Source organism: Thermostichus sp. MS-CIW-23 (genome assembly GCF_054059455.1).
In genome coordinates, this window is record NZ_JBSSCC010000017.1 from 48,565 (window position 1) to 62,374 (window position 13,810).

A 13,810-nucleotide genomic window follows, 5' to 3' on the forward strand; every position below is an offset into this window, starting at 1 on the left:
CCCCTCTCGGGAAGAAGCCCCAGACAAGGCAATGCCTATCGGCAGGCCAGGGCAGCTTCGTAAACCCGTCGGTTGGCCGCGAGAGACTTCTCCAAATCCACCAGTGGGCGAGGGTAGTCCACCCCCAATCGGACTCCAAATTGCTTCTGCTCGGCAGCAGTGAGGCGATAGGGCTCGTGGATTTTATCCCCCGGGATCCCGGCCAATTCCGGCAACCAGTGGCGCAGATAGTCTCCTTTGGGATCGTACTCGCGAGATTGTTTGGGGATGTGGAAGTAGCGGAAGCCGCGGGCATCATTCCCTACGCCGGCGGTGTAGTTCCAATTGCCGTAGTTGCTGGCCACGTCGTAGTCGATGAGCAACGACTCAAACCACTCAGCGCCCATGCGCCAGTCGATGCCCAGGTTCTTGGTCAAAAAGCTGGCCACATTCTGCCGTCCCCGGTTGGACATAAATCCGGTAGCCGCCAGCTCCCGCATGTTGGCATCCACCAAGGGGTAGCCCGTCTCACCCCGACACCAAGCCTGGAAGCGCGGCCAATCCTGTTGCCAAGGGATGGGGATCCCTTGGATCCCAGAAGGACGGAACAGTTTAGCGCCGTGCTTGGCCAAGATAAACCGAAAATAATCCCGCCACAGCAGCTCAAACACCAGCCAGTAGGTGGACTCATTGCGCACCCGCTCCTGCTCGTAACGCTTGACCTCGGCATAGACGGTGCGAGGGGAGATGCAGCCCAGGGCCAACCAAGCAGAAAGCCGGGAGCTATCGTCGGGATCCAACATGCCGTTGCGGGTTTCTTTGTAGATGCGCAGCCGATCCAGATCCCAAAAGTAGGTTTGCAGGCGGGCATGGGCAGCAGTGCTGCCGCCAAGGTAGGTGAAGCGGGCCCGTGGATCCCCGGCAGGTGAAGATAGCCCCAGCGAGGCCAGGGTGGGCAGAGGGCCGGGATCCAAACCCGATGGCAGGGGGGGGATCGAGGGAATGGGCAAGGGATCCCGGATGGGGGTGCTCCCCTCGACTTGCTTTCGAAAGCGGGTGAACAGCTCCGGCAGTTGGGAGAGGCAAAAGGGGAGATCTTCAGGGTGGTAGAGGGTGTGGCCCCAATCAACCTGCAGCCGGATCCCCAGAGACCGCAAAGCCCGCTCAACAGCAGCCGCCACCTCCTTCTCCTCGGTGCCCACCTCTTCATGGGCATAGACCGCCTTGACTCCCCACTCCTGTGCCAAGGTGGGGATCACCTGTTCTGGCTGTCCCTGGCGGATCACCAAATCCGAGCCGCGCGACCGCAACTGCTGGCGCAGATCTGCCAAACTCTCCAGCAAAAACTGACCGCGGAAAGGGCCGGTTCTGGGGCGGAGCCCAAGGGAAGTCTCGCCGAACTGGCGCGGATCCAAGCAATACAAGGGGATCAAAGGGGATCCCTGTTGGCAGGCCCGCGTCAGCGGCTGGTGATCCAGCAGGCGCAAGTCGGTGCGAAACCACAGCAGGACGGTCATTCTGCAGCTACCCTACACGGATCCCGCGGACTCAGACTTGGACACCCGAACCCCAGCTGGACGCCCCAGCTCAGGGCTGGGAACAAAATGAGGCACATCGGCAGCCGGGATGTGAACAGGGGCCTTGGTGCGCGGATGATAGGTTTGCCGGGCGGGACGATGGCGCAGCGAGAACGTGCCAAAGCGAGCCAGCCGCACGGATCCCCCCTGGGCCAGGCATTGGCTAATGCTGTCCAGCATAGCCTCCAGAGCAGCAGCAGCCATTTCCACGGTCAGGCCATCCACCTGCGCGGCCATCTGGCGGGCCAGCAAACGGCGAGTCAAATGAGGAGGAGAAGCCACCAACCGACCCTCTAGACAACAGAACACAGACAGGGGCTTAGAGCACCTCCAGTTCACTCTCGAAAAACCAATGTCGAGAGCGATCGGGAAACTCCAGAATGTAGCCGACACCGCTGCCATCGACCACACGCCGTGCCAGCACCACAGCCTCTTTGCCCACCAGAGCGCTGAGGTTTTCTTGTCCGCGATCCTGGACAGAGCGAACTTTGACCTTATTTCCAACCTTGATCGCCATAAAACCGCGAAGAGACTTACCACTCAAGATGGTACGGCAAAAGTCCCCTTGCCGAGCTCCTGCCGCACCTCTGCTGGGGTTGACCCCGATGGGATTGCTAGAATGGGGTCAGAGTGCCGTGCCCCAGGGAAGACTGCCTCCGTGATTGCCCTTTCCCTCAAACCCGCCCACTGCTCCTGGAGCGTTATCAGCTTTCCCTCCACCCTCTACACTCAGCCTGTCCTCGATCTCTTGATCTCAAAAGTCCCTCCTGCCTGGAGAGCGGAAATACGTTTGGGCCTACAGGAAGCAATCATCAATGCCGTCCGCCACGGCAACGGCCTCGACCCCAACAAGAAGGTGATCATCGAGTACGCCAGCTCGGAGCCCTTTTACCAATGGCTGGTGCGAGATCAAGGGCCCGGCTTTTGTCCCCAAGAGAAGCTCCACCGATGCCAACATAACATCTTGGAAACCGAAGAGTCGGGCCGAGGAATGCTGCTGCTCACCCAAATCTTCGACTTTGTGGAGTGGAATGAAATGGGCAACCAGGTCTATCTGGCCAAGTACATCCACCCCAACTGCCGGGATCCCTGGATAGTCTGACCCTCAATACCACTCCCAAAACAGCTTGCCCATTTGGGTAATCTGGCAGCCCCGATCGGGGTAGGGAGCTTCAGAAACCGCTAGGGCTGTGGTGGCGAAGGCAAAGCGCGTGGATGCCCAGCGGGATCCCTTAGCGCTCCGCGCCGCTGACGCGACCGGGTCGAGCAGCTCGCTTTCCAAGAGCAACCCCAGGGATCCATAGCCATAGCCCAAATTGCGGTGGGGCAGGGAAGCCACCAACTTGCGCCAGGCGCGATTTGCACTCAAGGGGGGATCCGCGAGGGCCGTCTCCAGAGCCCCCAAAGAAGAGGCCAGGTAGGAATAGCCTTTGCGATCGGCATGATACACCTGTGCCGGCAGCGGGATCCCTGGCAGCGTTAGCGCTCCGCGCCGCTGACGCGACTGGGGGAGAGCCTCTGCCGCCTGCAATGACGCGGATCCTCCTTTCCCACTGACTTCCAGCGGCTCGCCTGCCAACACAGGGATCTCCGGTCGATGGATAGAGCGGTAAGGACTCCGTCCCGCTGTCGCCACCGGCGGGGGTTCTGACGGCAAGGACTCCGTCTCCCCCGCAGGAGTGGTCGGTTGGGCCCAGGCAGTGGCGGTGCCGCGCTTCGTTGCCAGAGAGATTACCTGCCAGCCTTGGGCGCGTGCCCGCTCATCCAAGTCGAAATAAGGACTCCGTCCCGCTGTCGCGACCGACTCATCCGGCAGCTTACCGACCCACAGCCAGGCTGGATCCCCGTCGCCGGGCAAAAGGGCAAAGGCAAACTCTCCCCGTTCCGGCAACAGACGCTGCCAGTCCAGCGCCACCTGAGATTGCAAGCGCTGCAGCCACTGGCCGGGATCCACCCGCAACCCCAGGGAATTTAGGGGCTGGATCTGCCCCAGGCTCTGCCAAACTGAGACCAGATTCTCTCCGGAAATCAGCGCCAAGGTTTTATCCGGCAGATGTTGAAGGATCTGCGGGCGAAAGGCTTCTGCCGCCGGCAAGGAGAAGCCAGCGGGCGCATGCCAGAGGGCAGCACTTTCGGCCACCAAGCCGCGGAAGTTTACCCCCAACCCCAGCCCTACCGCCTGCAACGTCAGCCCGTCTGAAGAAACCGCCTCTGGATTTTGCCAGAAGGCCCAACCCACATGCGCCTCCCGCAAGGGCTGGATGACCTGCTGAAACAGAGGCTGAGCCACCAGAGACAACTGCGGCAACTGCCAAGCATCGATTGCAGCCCGAATGGCAGCAGACTGCTCCGCCAGCAACACGTATTGCTCGCCGAAAACGGCTGCCGAGAACCCCTGCAGGCCCGGAATCGGGCTAGACACCACCTGAATGCCCTTGTAAGTGTCCACCTGCACCGGCCTCCCGGCCAAGCTCTGCCGTTCCCACAATAGGTTCAGCTCAAACTGAGAGAGCGCCGCATCCCGCGTTTCCAGGGCAACCAAGGTGCCCCACTCCGGCAAACTGGCCAAGAGGGTGCTCCTCCCCAGCCAGGGCCGCACCTCCCGCTCAAAATCAAGGGATCCCCCGGCCAGCATGGATCCCAGCCAGCCTGGGCCTTCAGGGGAGAAAAACTTTTGCCACTGCTGACGGGCAGCGCGTCGCTGGGGGGCAGGAGTTGCCGCTTGCCAAAACGCTTGCACCTCGTCCAGGGGAACGGCCAACACCAGCAGCGCTTGCGCAGAGCTGGGGGCAAAGCCCACAATGGGTGGCAGCTCCGGGTGGGCCAGCAACAAAGCCACCGGACTGCGGGTGAGCAGCCATACGACAACCCACACCACCATGGCGGCCAGAAGACCAAGCCCAATCAGGATCCCGCGCAAGAGTTGCCGTCGTCCCATATCTCAATCTCTGCACCGAGGGAGACATGGCGCGGACACCCAGGCCCTACTGATCTGCACTGCTGGCATGAACAGGCCTAGTGAAGAAGCGCTGCCCTCAGTCCTGCATGATAAAACCTTACCATGGAACAGAGGCTAACCCTGGTGTGCCAGCTGGAGCCCACCGCTGAGCAGGCGGCCAAGTTTAGAGGCACCCCACAAGCCTTTGTGATCCGCACCACCATTCCAAACCAACGTGCAGATCAGCCCTGCCTTGACCAGCCCGGCAGCTATCTAGGCCCATCCGAAAGTCAAACCCATGTCAGAGTTTCAACTGGTTTCTCCCTATCAACCCACCGGAGATCAACCTAAGGCAATTGCCGGTTTGGTGAAGTCAATTTCAGAAGGCCATCGTTTTCAAACCTTGCTGGGAGCAACCGGAACCGGCAAAACATTTACCATCGCCCACACCATCCAGCAAATCGGCAGGCCCACCTTGGTGATGGCCCACAATAAGACGCTGGCGGCACAACTGTGCAATGAGCTGCGGGAGCTTTTTCCTCACAATGCCGTCGAATACTTTATCAGCTATTACGACTATTACCAACCGGAAGCCTATGTTCCCAGCACCGATACTTACATCGCCAAATCTTCCTCTATCAACGATGAAATCGATATGCTGCGGCACTCGGCTACCCGCTCCTTGTTTGAACGGCGGGATGTGATTGTGGTGGCCTCGGTGAGCTGCATCTATGGTCTGGGCATGCCAGAAGAATACCTGAAGGCTTCCATCCCCTTCAAAGTCGGCCAGGAGATTAACCAACGGGATGTCCTGCGGGATCTGGCCAGCATCCAGTACGAGCGCAATGACCTGGAGCTGGTGCGGGGGCGATTTCGCCTCAAAGGGGATGTGCTGGAAATTGTGCCGGCCTATGAGGATCGGGTCATTCGCATCGAATTTTTTGGCGATGAGATCGAGGCCATTCGCTTAATCGACCCGGTTACAGGCGAGATTTTGAACAGCCTCAGCGCCCTCAGAGTTTATCCTGCTCGGCACTTTGTGACGCCAGAAGCACAACTGGAGCGGGCAATCCTCAATATCGAGCAAGAACTGGAAGAGCAACTGGCCCTCTTTCGCAAAGAAGGCAAGCTCCTGGAAGCCCAACGGCTGGAACAGCGCACCCGCTACGACCTAGAAATGCTGCGAGAGGTGGGCTATTGCAACGGGATCGAAAACTACTCCAGACATTTAACGGGACGCAAAGCAGGAGAGCCCCCCGCCTGCTTGGTGGATTATTTCAAGGCCGACGATTGGCTGCTGGTGGTGGATGAATCCCACGTGACCGTGCCCCAAATTCGCGGCATGTATAATGGCGACCGTGCCCGCAAGCAGGTGCTGGTGGATCACGGTTTTCGCCTGCCCAGCGCCCTCGACAATCGCCCCCTCAAAGCCGAAGAGTTTTGGGCCAAAGTTCATCAGTGCATCTTTGTTTCGGCTACTCCCGGCAACTGGGAACTGGAGCAGAGCGAGGCCCAATTTGAAACCCGGGTGGAAGATGGCAAGACCCTGAAGTTCTATGTGCCCGGCAGCGGTCGGGTTATCGAACAGGTAATTCGGCCCACCGGCGTGGTGGATCCCGAGGTGCATGTGCGCCCTACGGCTGGGCAAGTGGACGATTTGCTGGGAGAAATTTATTTGCGATTGGAGCGCTCTCAGCAGGGATCTGCCGAACGGGTGATCGTGACCACCCTCACCAAACGGATGGCAGAAGATCTCACAGAATATCTCCAGGAGCGAGGGATCCGAGTTCGCTATTTGCATTCCGAGATCACCTCGATTGAGCGAATTGAAATCCTACAAGACTTTCGAGAAGGGGCCTTTGACGTGTTGGTAGGAGTTAACTTGCTGCGGGAAGGGTTAGACCTGCCGGAAGTCTCCTTGGTGGCCATTTTGGATGCTGACAAAGAAGGGTTTTTGCGAGCAGAGCGCTCCCTGATTCAGATGATCGGGCGGGCAGCGCGGAATGTCCGCGGTATGGTGGTGATGTACGCCGACACCATGACCGGCAGCATGGCCCGGGCCATTGCCGAAACCCAGCGTCGCCGCGAAATTCAATTGCAATACAACCGCCAACACAACATCACGCCCAAGCCCATTGTCAAGAAAAACAGCAATGCCATCTTGTCTTTTTTGGCCATCTCCCGCAAACTTAACGACCCAGATCTGGAAAAAGCCTTTCAAGCTGCGCAAGAGATCCCTCTCTCCGAGATTCCGGAGCTGATCGGCCAACTGGAACTGAAGATGAAAGAGGCCGCCAAAAACCTAGAATTTGAGGAAGCCGCCGAGCTGCGAGATAGAATCAAAAAGCTGCGTCAACGCCTTCTGGGCCATTCTCAGGGCACCTAAAATCCTTGCTCAGATCGGCCAAAATTGAGGTCGGCTTGTGCCACCATGAGCTTGCGGGGCAGCACCAGGGATCCCCAATTATCGATGGGCGTTCGTATCAAACCGGCCATGCAGGACTCTGTCCCATTTCGGCGAGCAGCTCTTTGGGTTGGGCTGACGGTGGGGATAGGTCTCTGGCTTACCCCTGCCGTTGCCTCTGCCCCTTCATTGGCTCAAGCCCTTGAATTTCGGGATCCCAACTTTTTCCTGACGGATCCCCGACCCACACCGGCTGAAGCGCCAACTCCTGAGGGATCCCCTGCTCCGGCTCCCAGCCCAGTCGGGATCCCTTTGACCGGCCAAGAGGGCACAGAGGTGTTGGTGGGGAACATCCCGGTGTTTCGCCTGCAGACGGCAGACTACCCCAGCGATGTGCGGGCCGACAACGTTCGGGCAATCATCGAGCGCTTTCTGGAAGAAGGCCAGTTGCCGGAGCCAGAGGTACGGGTGGCCCAGGATGCCAATGGGCAATACATCTTACGCCTGGGGGAAAGAGGCCGCTTTGAGCGCACACAACGGTATTTGTTCACCGTCACCTATGCCGATGCAGCCGCAGAGCGCAGGGTGGCACCGGGTCAGGTGAGCCTGAATGACGTGCGTCTGGTGGCCAACAGTTGGGCGCGGCGGTTGGAGCAAGCGATTGCCAATTACCGCGAAGACCTGCTGGCTCTGCAACGGGCCCAGGATCCGCGCGTGCTGGTTCTGACCCTCCTGGCAGGGATCGCCACCCTGGTGGTGGGGTTCTTTCTCTGGCGGCTGTTCGACCGCAGCTTAACCCGTCTGCAACGCTGGTTGGAGCTTAAGGCCGGAGAGACCTGGGGCACCTGGATCGATGTGGGTGGGATGCTGCTGCGGGGCGTGGGGGTGATCCTCATCGCCGGCATCTCGCTGGATCGCGGTATCAGCTTCATCCCTGCCCTGCGACCGTTTCAGCGCTCCTTTTACCTGGGCCTGGGTCGTGTGGTCGCCACGGCTCTGGGCGTTCTCACCCAGCCTCTGCCCAACTCCAGCGTTTCGATTGCCAGCTTGCTGGTCTTCCTCGTCCTCTCCATCTTGGTTTTCACCGGCGCCCACTACGTCAGTGTTGGCTTCAAGCAGCGCTTTTTGGCACGCCTGGGGCTGGATCTGGGCACCCAAGAGTCTTCGGCGGCCATCTTCAAGTACATCCTGACCCTGTTCGGCATCCTTCTGGTCTTGCCCTTCAGCGGCCTTAATCTGGGCTCCTTGGCGGTTATTGCCGGGGCGGTGGGTTTGGGGATCGGCTTTGGTTTGCAAAACCTCTCCAACAACTACATCAGCTACATTGCCATTTTGCTGGAGCGCCCCATCCAAATCGGGGATCTGGTGGAAGTGGACAACTTGCTCGGCACGGTGGAGCGCATTGGGCCACGGGCTACCGTCTTGCGCACCCTGGATCGCATCTTTGTGATCGTGCCCAACTCCCGCTTTACCGAATCAAAGGTGGTGAACTGGAGCTACCGGGATCCCCGCTGTCGCATTCACATTCCGGTCGGCGTGGCCTACGGCTCCGATACGGCCCTGGTCACCGAAGCTCTGCTCAGCGCCGCCAGAGAAAATGCTCGGGTGTTGAGCAGCCCCGCCCCCCAAGTCTGGCTCAAGTCTTTTGGCCCTTCTGCGCTCAACTTTGAGTTGCTGGTGTGGATCAACCGTCCTCAAGATCAGTTTGTCTTGATCAGCGAGCTAAACTTCCTGATCGAGGCTGAGTTTCGGCGACGTGGGATCCGCATCCCCTTCCCGCAACAAGATATTCATATCCGCAGCCTAGAGGGATTTGCCCCCCTCAGTCAAAATGGCGGATCCCCTTCTTTGCCCGATACCGACTCCATTCACTCTGCCCTCAAAGAAGCAGCACAATCGCCGGAAGACCAAAATGGTGTTTCCTAAGCTATTGCCTGCCATTGACACCCTATCGACACCATGTTGCAGCGGTTAGATGAGGTACTGGGAAGCTTTGGCAGCCATCCCCGTTGGGCTGAACTGAAGCAAATGCAAACCCTGCGGCAGCTTTGGCCCGAGCTCGTCGGAGAGGCCGTAGCCGCCCAAACCTATCCCCTCAGCCTGCGCCGACAGGTGCTGCAAGTGGCCACCTCTACCCCGGCCTGGGCGCAAAATTTAACCTTGCAACGTCAGCTCATTCTCAAGAAACTCAACAGCCGCATCCAACCTCCCCTCAGCGATATCCGCTTCAGCCCTGGTGCCTGGCACAAGGGATCCAGCCAAGCCACCCCCCACCCTGATGCGGAGCTGACCAGCAAGTTTTATGGCGCTCCCCGCCTAGCAGACCAAGATGGACAACGCCCTGGATCCTGTCGCAGCCCCAATCCAAAACAGCCCACCTCCGACCCGAAAGTGGCTTTCGAGCGCTGGGCCAGAGTGGTGAAGCAACAACAAACCCAGGAGAACCTGTTCCCTTGCCCCGCCTGCCGCTGTCCTACCCCTGCCGCCGAATTGGAGCGTTGGTTTGTCTGCGGGTTCTGCCATCGACAATCCTTACGCCCGCCCAGCTAACTCAGGAAACTCGAATTACGGTTGCTTCAAATGGCAATCAAACGATTCGTCAGGTCGATCCCCAACTTCTTTCTTCCTCTGAGAGAGGTTGTGGATGGTTACGGCAGCGGCAAGGAGCGCTTGGGAAGCGTCTCAACCCAGTTTGAAATGCAACTGCGAACCCTTAATCGTTCATAGCCCGATAGGTGGCCACCGAAGACGGCGATACACGGTTTAGATAGCGAAAGATCCAATACTTAAAAAGCGTATCTAGGAAAACCGGAAAAGTAGCAATAAAGCCGTAGATAAAATCGCGGTTCTCCGGTACCCCCAAATGGGCAGCCAAATTACCCAGCAGCACCTCCCAACCGTGGGGAGAGTGATAACCGACAAACACATCGGTAAAGAGAATAATAATGAAAGCCTTGGCACTATCGCTGAGACCGTAGATCAGACGATCCAAAAAAGACTTGAGGACTTCGATTTCCTCACGCCCAACAAAGATAAGCCAGCCAAACACCAGCAGCGAAAGCAAATCAGCAAGGATATTCTTCAAGCCTTCCGAGTTCCTACGGCTATATTTTTTCAGCAGTTCCTCTGCCTTCATGGACAGTTGATCTGCTGATTCCAGATCCCACTCTGGAGATTGATGGTGCAAAGCTCGCTCAAATTCTATTCTTTCCTTGAAAAACTCGAACTCTGTCAGGGCTTTTTCTTGAAATTCGTGGCTCAGAGCCACAATGGCAGGCTCCCGTTGTTGCAAGTGATCTACCAATGGCCCAAACAGAAAGTTTTTCGAGAGGATCTGGGTGAGCAGAGGCAAAACGGCCAACAACAACAGAAAACGAATCGATACCAGTGTGCGAGTGCGAGCCTCTCGATACTCTTGGATCAGTTCCTCCTCGGCCTGGGAACTCAGCTCACGGCGGATTTGGCTGGCCGTGCGCAGAATGGAGCGGGGCAGAATCGCAGCTTTGGAAGCGACCGGGGCAGCGCCATTGCCGGAGCCTGCCTTGACAGAGACATCAGGAGAACTGGGTTGGGTTGAGGTAGGTTGTTCTGGCCGTTCGAGAGGCTCAGGTGAAGTGGAAATTGAAGCAGAGATGGGCTGGGATTTTCTGGTCGGGCGTTTGTATCGAGAAGTCACCTGATCGATAAACTGCAGTTTCTCCAAAATGGAAAGATCTCGTCTTTGGCAACCATTCTCGGAGTTTTCGCTGCTGCTTTCAGAAACATTGGCCTCAGCGGCATGGAGTTGTTGAGCTTTATCTTGGGCAGAAGTAGGGCCGCTGCCATTTTGCTCGGGATCCGGCAGGCGAGAAAGGGCGCTGCTGGCTCTGAACTCTGCCAAACGCAGATCGATCTGGCGCAGTTGCCGGCGCAGTTGAATTTGAAAGTAGCGGCTGACATTCTGGCCGTGTTGCCCATTGCTGCCAATGGACCCTCCCTGGAAGTATTGATCCTCAATGGCTTTAATGCGCAGGGCAGCCTCATAAGCTTGGTCGAGGGAGCGCAGGGGGGTATTCGAGATCCATTGGCCCAGCCTGCTCAATACGGATTCTCCCATTGCTCGTTCCCGTGGCACTCCCCATGGGGGCCGATCCACACATTACAGTGATCCGATTGACTAATTATTGTAACGAGTCCTGGGTGCCTAGGCGGGAATCCCAACGGTGGAGAAGTACTTGCAGAGACTGGCCCTGCCTCGACAGAAGTACAGACCGGCACCTTTGGGTCAGAGCAAACTTCAGTATCCCTTAAAGCGCTTGAGGGCAAAGCCACAGATCTGCAGCAGCCGCAGCCCCTCTCGCACATGGTGAATGTTGGAGCGACCATAGGTTCTGGGGAAATAGCGCACGGGGATATCCAGGATCTTCAGGGTGCGCTTGGCGGATCCCAGCAACAGGTCAAAATCTCCAAACGGGTCGAAATCCCCCCACTCTTGGCACAGCTTGGCAATCTGCTGGTAATCCTCCCGCCACAGGGCCTTGGTGCCACAGAGGGAATCTTTGATGCGGATGCCGAGAATGTAGGAGAGGAGAGCGGCAAAAAAACGATTGGCCCATTGGTTTAGCCGAGGCATTGCCTCTGGTTTCAGGGGATAGATAAGGCGACAACCATTGGCAAAATCACATCGCCCGGAAGCCACAGCCCGGAAAAACTTGGGCAGGTCCTCTGCCTGTACGGTCAAATCGGCATCGAGGATGATCAACACATCCCCTGTAGCGGCGGCTAGCCCCTTGCGCACCGCATCCCCCTTGCCCTTGCCCTCCTGCCGTAGAGCCCGGATATTGCGGATCCCTTGGTATTCCGCCTGTACCCGCTGGATCTCGGCCCAAGTCCCGTCGCTGGAATGCCCCTCCACAAAAATGATCTCGGTGCGGGATCCCATCTCGGGCAAATGTTCCACGCAGCGGCGGATGTTGCCCGCTTCATTCCGAGCCGGAATCACCACGGTGCAGGAAGGCTGCTGCTCAGGGGGGGGATCCCAAGCCGGGTCGGGCTGCAGGCGAGCGATCGTGTACTCTGTCAGGCAGAGGGCGTTGATCCCGGGCAATGGGGCAATCACCCGGTTGATCACAGTCGAAAGGAACGGGATCCGCCGCGGCAACAACAGCCGCTTGCCCTGCTGAATGACCTCGTATCCTGCCAAGTGCAGCAGGTTGGCCACATCGGCTGCCGATAACCAGTTGGCTGCCGGCAGAGGCATCCGTTGCTTCAGAGCGGTTGCCAAGCCCAGAATCGGCTCCCAGAGCGGGTTGTGGTGGGAGAGGATCAGGCGGGTGCGTGGGGTACAGAAGCGGCGCAACTGCTGGAGAACCTGCTGGATGTCGGCCAGGTAGCCCAGGGTATTGACGAGCAAGATCACATCAAAAGGCTCCGCCAAGACGGGATCCCCTTTGTCCAGCGTGTGGGCATCTTGCACCCGGAAATGGAGATGGGGAAACTCTGCCTGAGCTTGGGCAACAATGTCCGCATCTCGGTCGATCCCCACCCCGAAGCTGGGCTGCAAGGCATTGAGCAGGGATCCCGTGCCGGAACCAATCTCCAAGATGCGCAAACCGGCAGGGACAAAAAAGCGATGCAGCCGCTCCAGATCCTCGTGGTAGTAGCGGTTTTTTTGCCGCCAGTAATACAAGGGGTGGGTCAACGCTGGCAAGGGATCCCTGGGGTATCGCTGAATAGTCTTCGATCATAAGGTGTGATCGTTTGCAACAACGGCTTCAAGCACCTTAGATCTCAATCTGTTGGTCACCTAACCCAGCTGGATCCCCGACAACAGGGGCGAAGCCCTCCAGCGATTGCGTACCGCAGCCACATCTTGCCACCCCAGTCTCTCCCCACCCAGCGATAGCAGTACAGAGAAAAGGGAAGCATTGGCGGGCAAGTGCCAACGAGCGGGGATCTCAGCGACGACGCACTTTATCCCTTTGGCTGACAAAGATGATGGCGCCAAAGAGAGCCCCCAGCACAACTGCACCAGCCACCAAGCTCCAGAGGAAGTTAGCAAGTGAGGGAGTCATAAAAGCGTTTCCTCCTCGTGCAAATAACCATTGCCCAACGGCTTTTCGATTATACCGAGCCCTGTCACCCTTCCAAAGCCTGCCTTTGTCCCTGCCGGGCGCTGTCATTTGGTAGTTTGGTATTCCAGGGGCACCTCCTCTAGGGTTTGGCTCTTGCCGGCAAAGGGGTTATCCGGCGTTAAGAACAGCATACAGTGACATTCCTTTCGCTCCCGCATGGGTACACAGGGGCAATTCCAATAGCCTGCTTTTGCTTCTGCCTCTTTGTCTTCATAAAAACGACAGGGACACAGCGGGGCGCCCAATTGCTCTTTGTGCAGAGCCAAGCCTTCGATCACCGCCGTCGTAATTGATGGATCCGAGCAGAAAAAGGTCTCGGAGCGTTTGGCGTAGGTTTCTGCGAAATGCCGCATCAACTCAAAGCTCTTCTGTGAGGACTTTTTGTAACCACGACTTTCCATGACGATTCCCAAAAGTGGAACTAACCGGCTGTTGCTAGCAATGGGGTTCACAGCTTTTTCCGACGACGCCTCCCGAAGCCAGTACAGACGTGTAGGGGGCCGGGATTCTATTAACTCCACAGATAACTCCACAGACCTCCCACAACGTCGAGAAAAGCTGTATCTCGCTCTTCGTTGTACAGCAGACCTCTAGGCAGGACAAAAGATTATGCCCTTGCTGTTACACAAGGCAACATCTAGGGGCCGTAGCAAGAGCCAGCCTTGGCGTACTCTACAGAATACCTTGACATCCTCCCCTGCCTAAAGGCCGGAGATTCCTACCACGCTACGCATGGATGGCTCCTTGCGCAGTCGTCTCGGCGGGTTCCTGCTTCCGACCGCCCGTGCAGTTCGATCCA

12 protein-coding genes are annotated in these 13,810 nt (G+C 57.9%); 4 read left to right on the forward strand and 8 right to left on the reverse strand.

From position 1 onward, the window contains the following. Nucleotides 1-35 precede the first annotated feature (35 nt). The 3 genes from ACVW0B_RS07855 to petP are packed head-to-tail and all read right to left on the reverse strand — an operon-like array spanning nucleotide 36 to nucleotide 2,073. A complete protein-coding gene (locus tag ACVW0B_RS07855) occupies nucleotides 36-1,496 on the reverse strand; it encodes a DASH family cryptochrome (protein ID WP_457491387.1) in 1,461 nt (486 codons plus the stop codon). A gap of 12 nt (nucleotides 1,497-1,508) precedes the next feature. Continuing rightward, the gene (locus tag ACVW0B_RS07860) at nucleotides 1,509-1,838 is read right to left on the reverse strand and encodes an HU family DNA-binding protein (RefSeq protein WP_238376891.1); all 330 of its coding nucleotides are present in this window, start codon (nucleotides 1,836-1,838) and stop codon (nucleotides 1,509-1,511) included. A 37-nt stretch (nucleotides 1,839-1,875) separates the two neighbouring features. Next, the gene (gene petP / locus ACVW0B_RS07865; RefSeq protein WP_041436278.1) at nucleotides 1,876-2,073 is read right to left on the reverse strand and encodes a cytochrome b6f subunit PetP; all 198 of its coding nucleotides are present in this window, start codon (nucleotides 2,071-2,073) and stop codon (nucleotides 1,876-1,878) included. A gap of 141 nt (nucleotides 2,074-2,214) precedes the next feature. On the opposite strand from petP, the gene ACVW0B_RS07870 reads away from it, so the two are divergent. Further along, nucleotides 2,215-2,658 carry an ATP-binding protein gene (locus ACVW0B_RS07870; protein ID WP_414328951.1) on the forward strand — a complete coding sequence of 148 codons (444 nt, stop codon included), beginning with the start codon at nucleotides 2,215-2,217 and terminating at the stop codon, nucleotides 2,656-2,658. 3 nt (nucleotides 2,659-2,661) lie between these two features. On the opposite strand, the gene ACVW0B_RS07875 is transcribed toward ACVW0B_RS07870, so the two are convergent. Beyond that, nucleotides 2,662-4,494, reverse strand: a complete 1,833-nt coding sequence (locus ACVW0B_RS07875; RefSeq protein WP_457491388.1) for a DUF3352 domain-containing protein — start codon at nucleotides 4,492-4,494, stop codon at nucleotides 2,662-2,664. Nucleotides 4,495-4,792: 298 nt separating this feature from the next. On the opposite strand from ACVW0B_RS07875, the gene uvrB reads away from it, so the two are divergent. The 3 genes from uvrB to ACVW0B_RS07890 all read left to right on the forward strand — a co-directional run bounded on the left by uvrB (nucleotide 4,793) and on the right by ACVW0B_RS07890 (nucleotide 9,448). Further along, nucleotides 4,793-6,880, forward strand: a complete 2,088-nt coding sequence (uvrB, locus tag ACVW0B_RS07880) for an excinuclease ABC subunit UvrB (protein WP_457491389.1) — start codon at nucleotides 4,793-4,795, stop codon at nucleotides 6,878-6,880. Between the two features lie 108 nt (nucleotides 6,881-6,988). Then, nucleotides 6,989-8,824 carry a mechanosensitive ion channel family protein gene (locus ACVW0B_RS07885; protein WP_457491390.1) on the forward strand — a complete coding sequence of 612 codons (1,836 nt, stop codon included), beginning with the start codon at nucleotides 6,989-6,991 and terminating at the stop codon, nucleotides 8,822-8,824. 33 nt (nucleotides 8,825-8,857) lie between these two features. After that, the gene (locus ACVW0B_RS07890) at nucleotides 8,858-9,448 is read left to right on the forward strand and encodes a DUF721 domain-containing protein (protein WP_457491391.1); all 591 of its coding nucleotides are present in this window, start codon (nucleotides 8,858-8,860) and stop codon (nucleotides 9,446-9,448) included. A 163-nt stretch (nucleotides 9,449-9,611) separates the two neighbouring features. On the opposite strand, the gene pxcA is transcribed toward ACVW0B_RS07890, so the two are convergent. The 4 genes from pxcA to ACVW0B_RS07910 form a co-directional block, all read right to left on the reverse strand. Then, on the reverse strand, nucleotides 9,612-10,994 hold the full coding sequence (pxcA, locus tag ACVW0B_RS07895) for a proton extrusion protein PcxA (RefSeq protein WP_457491392.1): 1,383 nt from the start codon (nucleotides 10,992-10,994) through the stop codon (nucleotides 9,612-9,614). Between the two features lie 180 nt (nucleotides 10,995-11,174). After that, nucleotides 11,175-12,578 (reverse strand): glycosyltransferase, encoded by a 1,404-nt coding sequence (locus tag ACVW0B_RS07900; RefSeq protein WP_414398428.1) that lies wholly within the window; start codon nucleotides 12,576-12,578, stop codon nucleotides 11,175-11,177. Between the two features lie 256 nt (nucleotides 12,579-12,834). Beyond that, entirely contained in the window at nucleotides 12,835-12,951 is a 117-nt protein-coding gene (locus ACVW0B_RS07905; protein ID WP_011432450.1) for a photosystem II reaction center X protein, read from the reverse strand. Between the two features lie 104 nt (nucleotides 12,952-13,055). Then, on the reverse strand, nucleotides 13,056-13,412 hold the full coding sequence (locus ACVW0B_RS07910; protein ID WP_011432451.1) for a ferredoxin-thioredoxin reductase catalytic domain-containing protein: 357 nt from the start codon (nucleotides 13,410-13,412) through the stop codon (nucleotides 13,056-13,058). Between the last annotated feature and the right edge of the window lie 398 nt (nucleotides 13,413-13,810).

Bases quoted from the DNA above. Each gene is read 5' to 3' on its own strand.
- ACVW0B_RS07855 (WP_457491387.1), bottom strand. From the start codon at position 1,496: ATGACCGTCCTGCTGTGGTTTCGCACCGACTTGCGCCTGCTGGATCAC.
- ACVW0B_RS07890 (WP_457491391.1), top strand. From the start codon at position 8,858: ATGTTGCAGCGGTTAGATGAGGTACTGGGAAGCTTTGGCAGCCATCCC.
- ACVW0B_RS07875 (WP_457491388.1), bottom strand. From the start codon at position 4,494: ATGGGACGACGGCAACTCTTGCGCGGGATCCTGATTGGGCTTGGTCTT.
- petP (WP_041436278.1), bottom strand. From the start codon at position 2,073: ATGGCGATCAAGGTTGGAAATAAGGTCAAAGTTCGCTCTGTCCAGGAT.
- pxcA (WP_457491392.1), bottom strand. From the start codon at position 10,994: ATGGGAGAATCCGTATTGAGCAGGCTGGGCCAATGGATCTCGAATACC.
- ACVW0B_RS07885 (WP_457491390.1), top strand. From the start codon at position 6,989: ATGCAGGACTCTGTCCCATTTCGGCGAGCAGCTCTTTGGGTTGGGCTG.
- uvrB (WP_457491389.1), top strand. From the start codon at position 4,793: ATGTCAGAGTTTCAACTGGTTTCTCCCTATCAACCCACCGGAGATCAA.
- ACVW0B_RS07910 (WP_011432451.1), bottom strand. From the start codon at position 13,412: ATGGAAAGTCGTGGTTACAAAAAGTCCTCACAGAAGAGCTTTGAGTTG.
- ACVW0B_RS07905 (WP_011432450.1), bottom strand. From the start codon at position 12,951: ATGACTCCCTCACTTGCTAACTTCCTCTGGAGCTTGGTGGCTGGTGCA.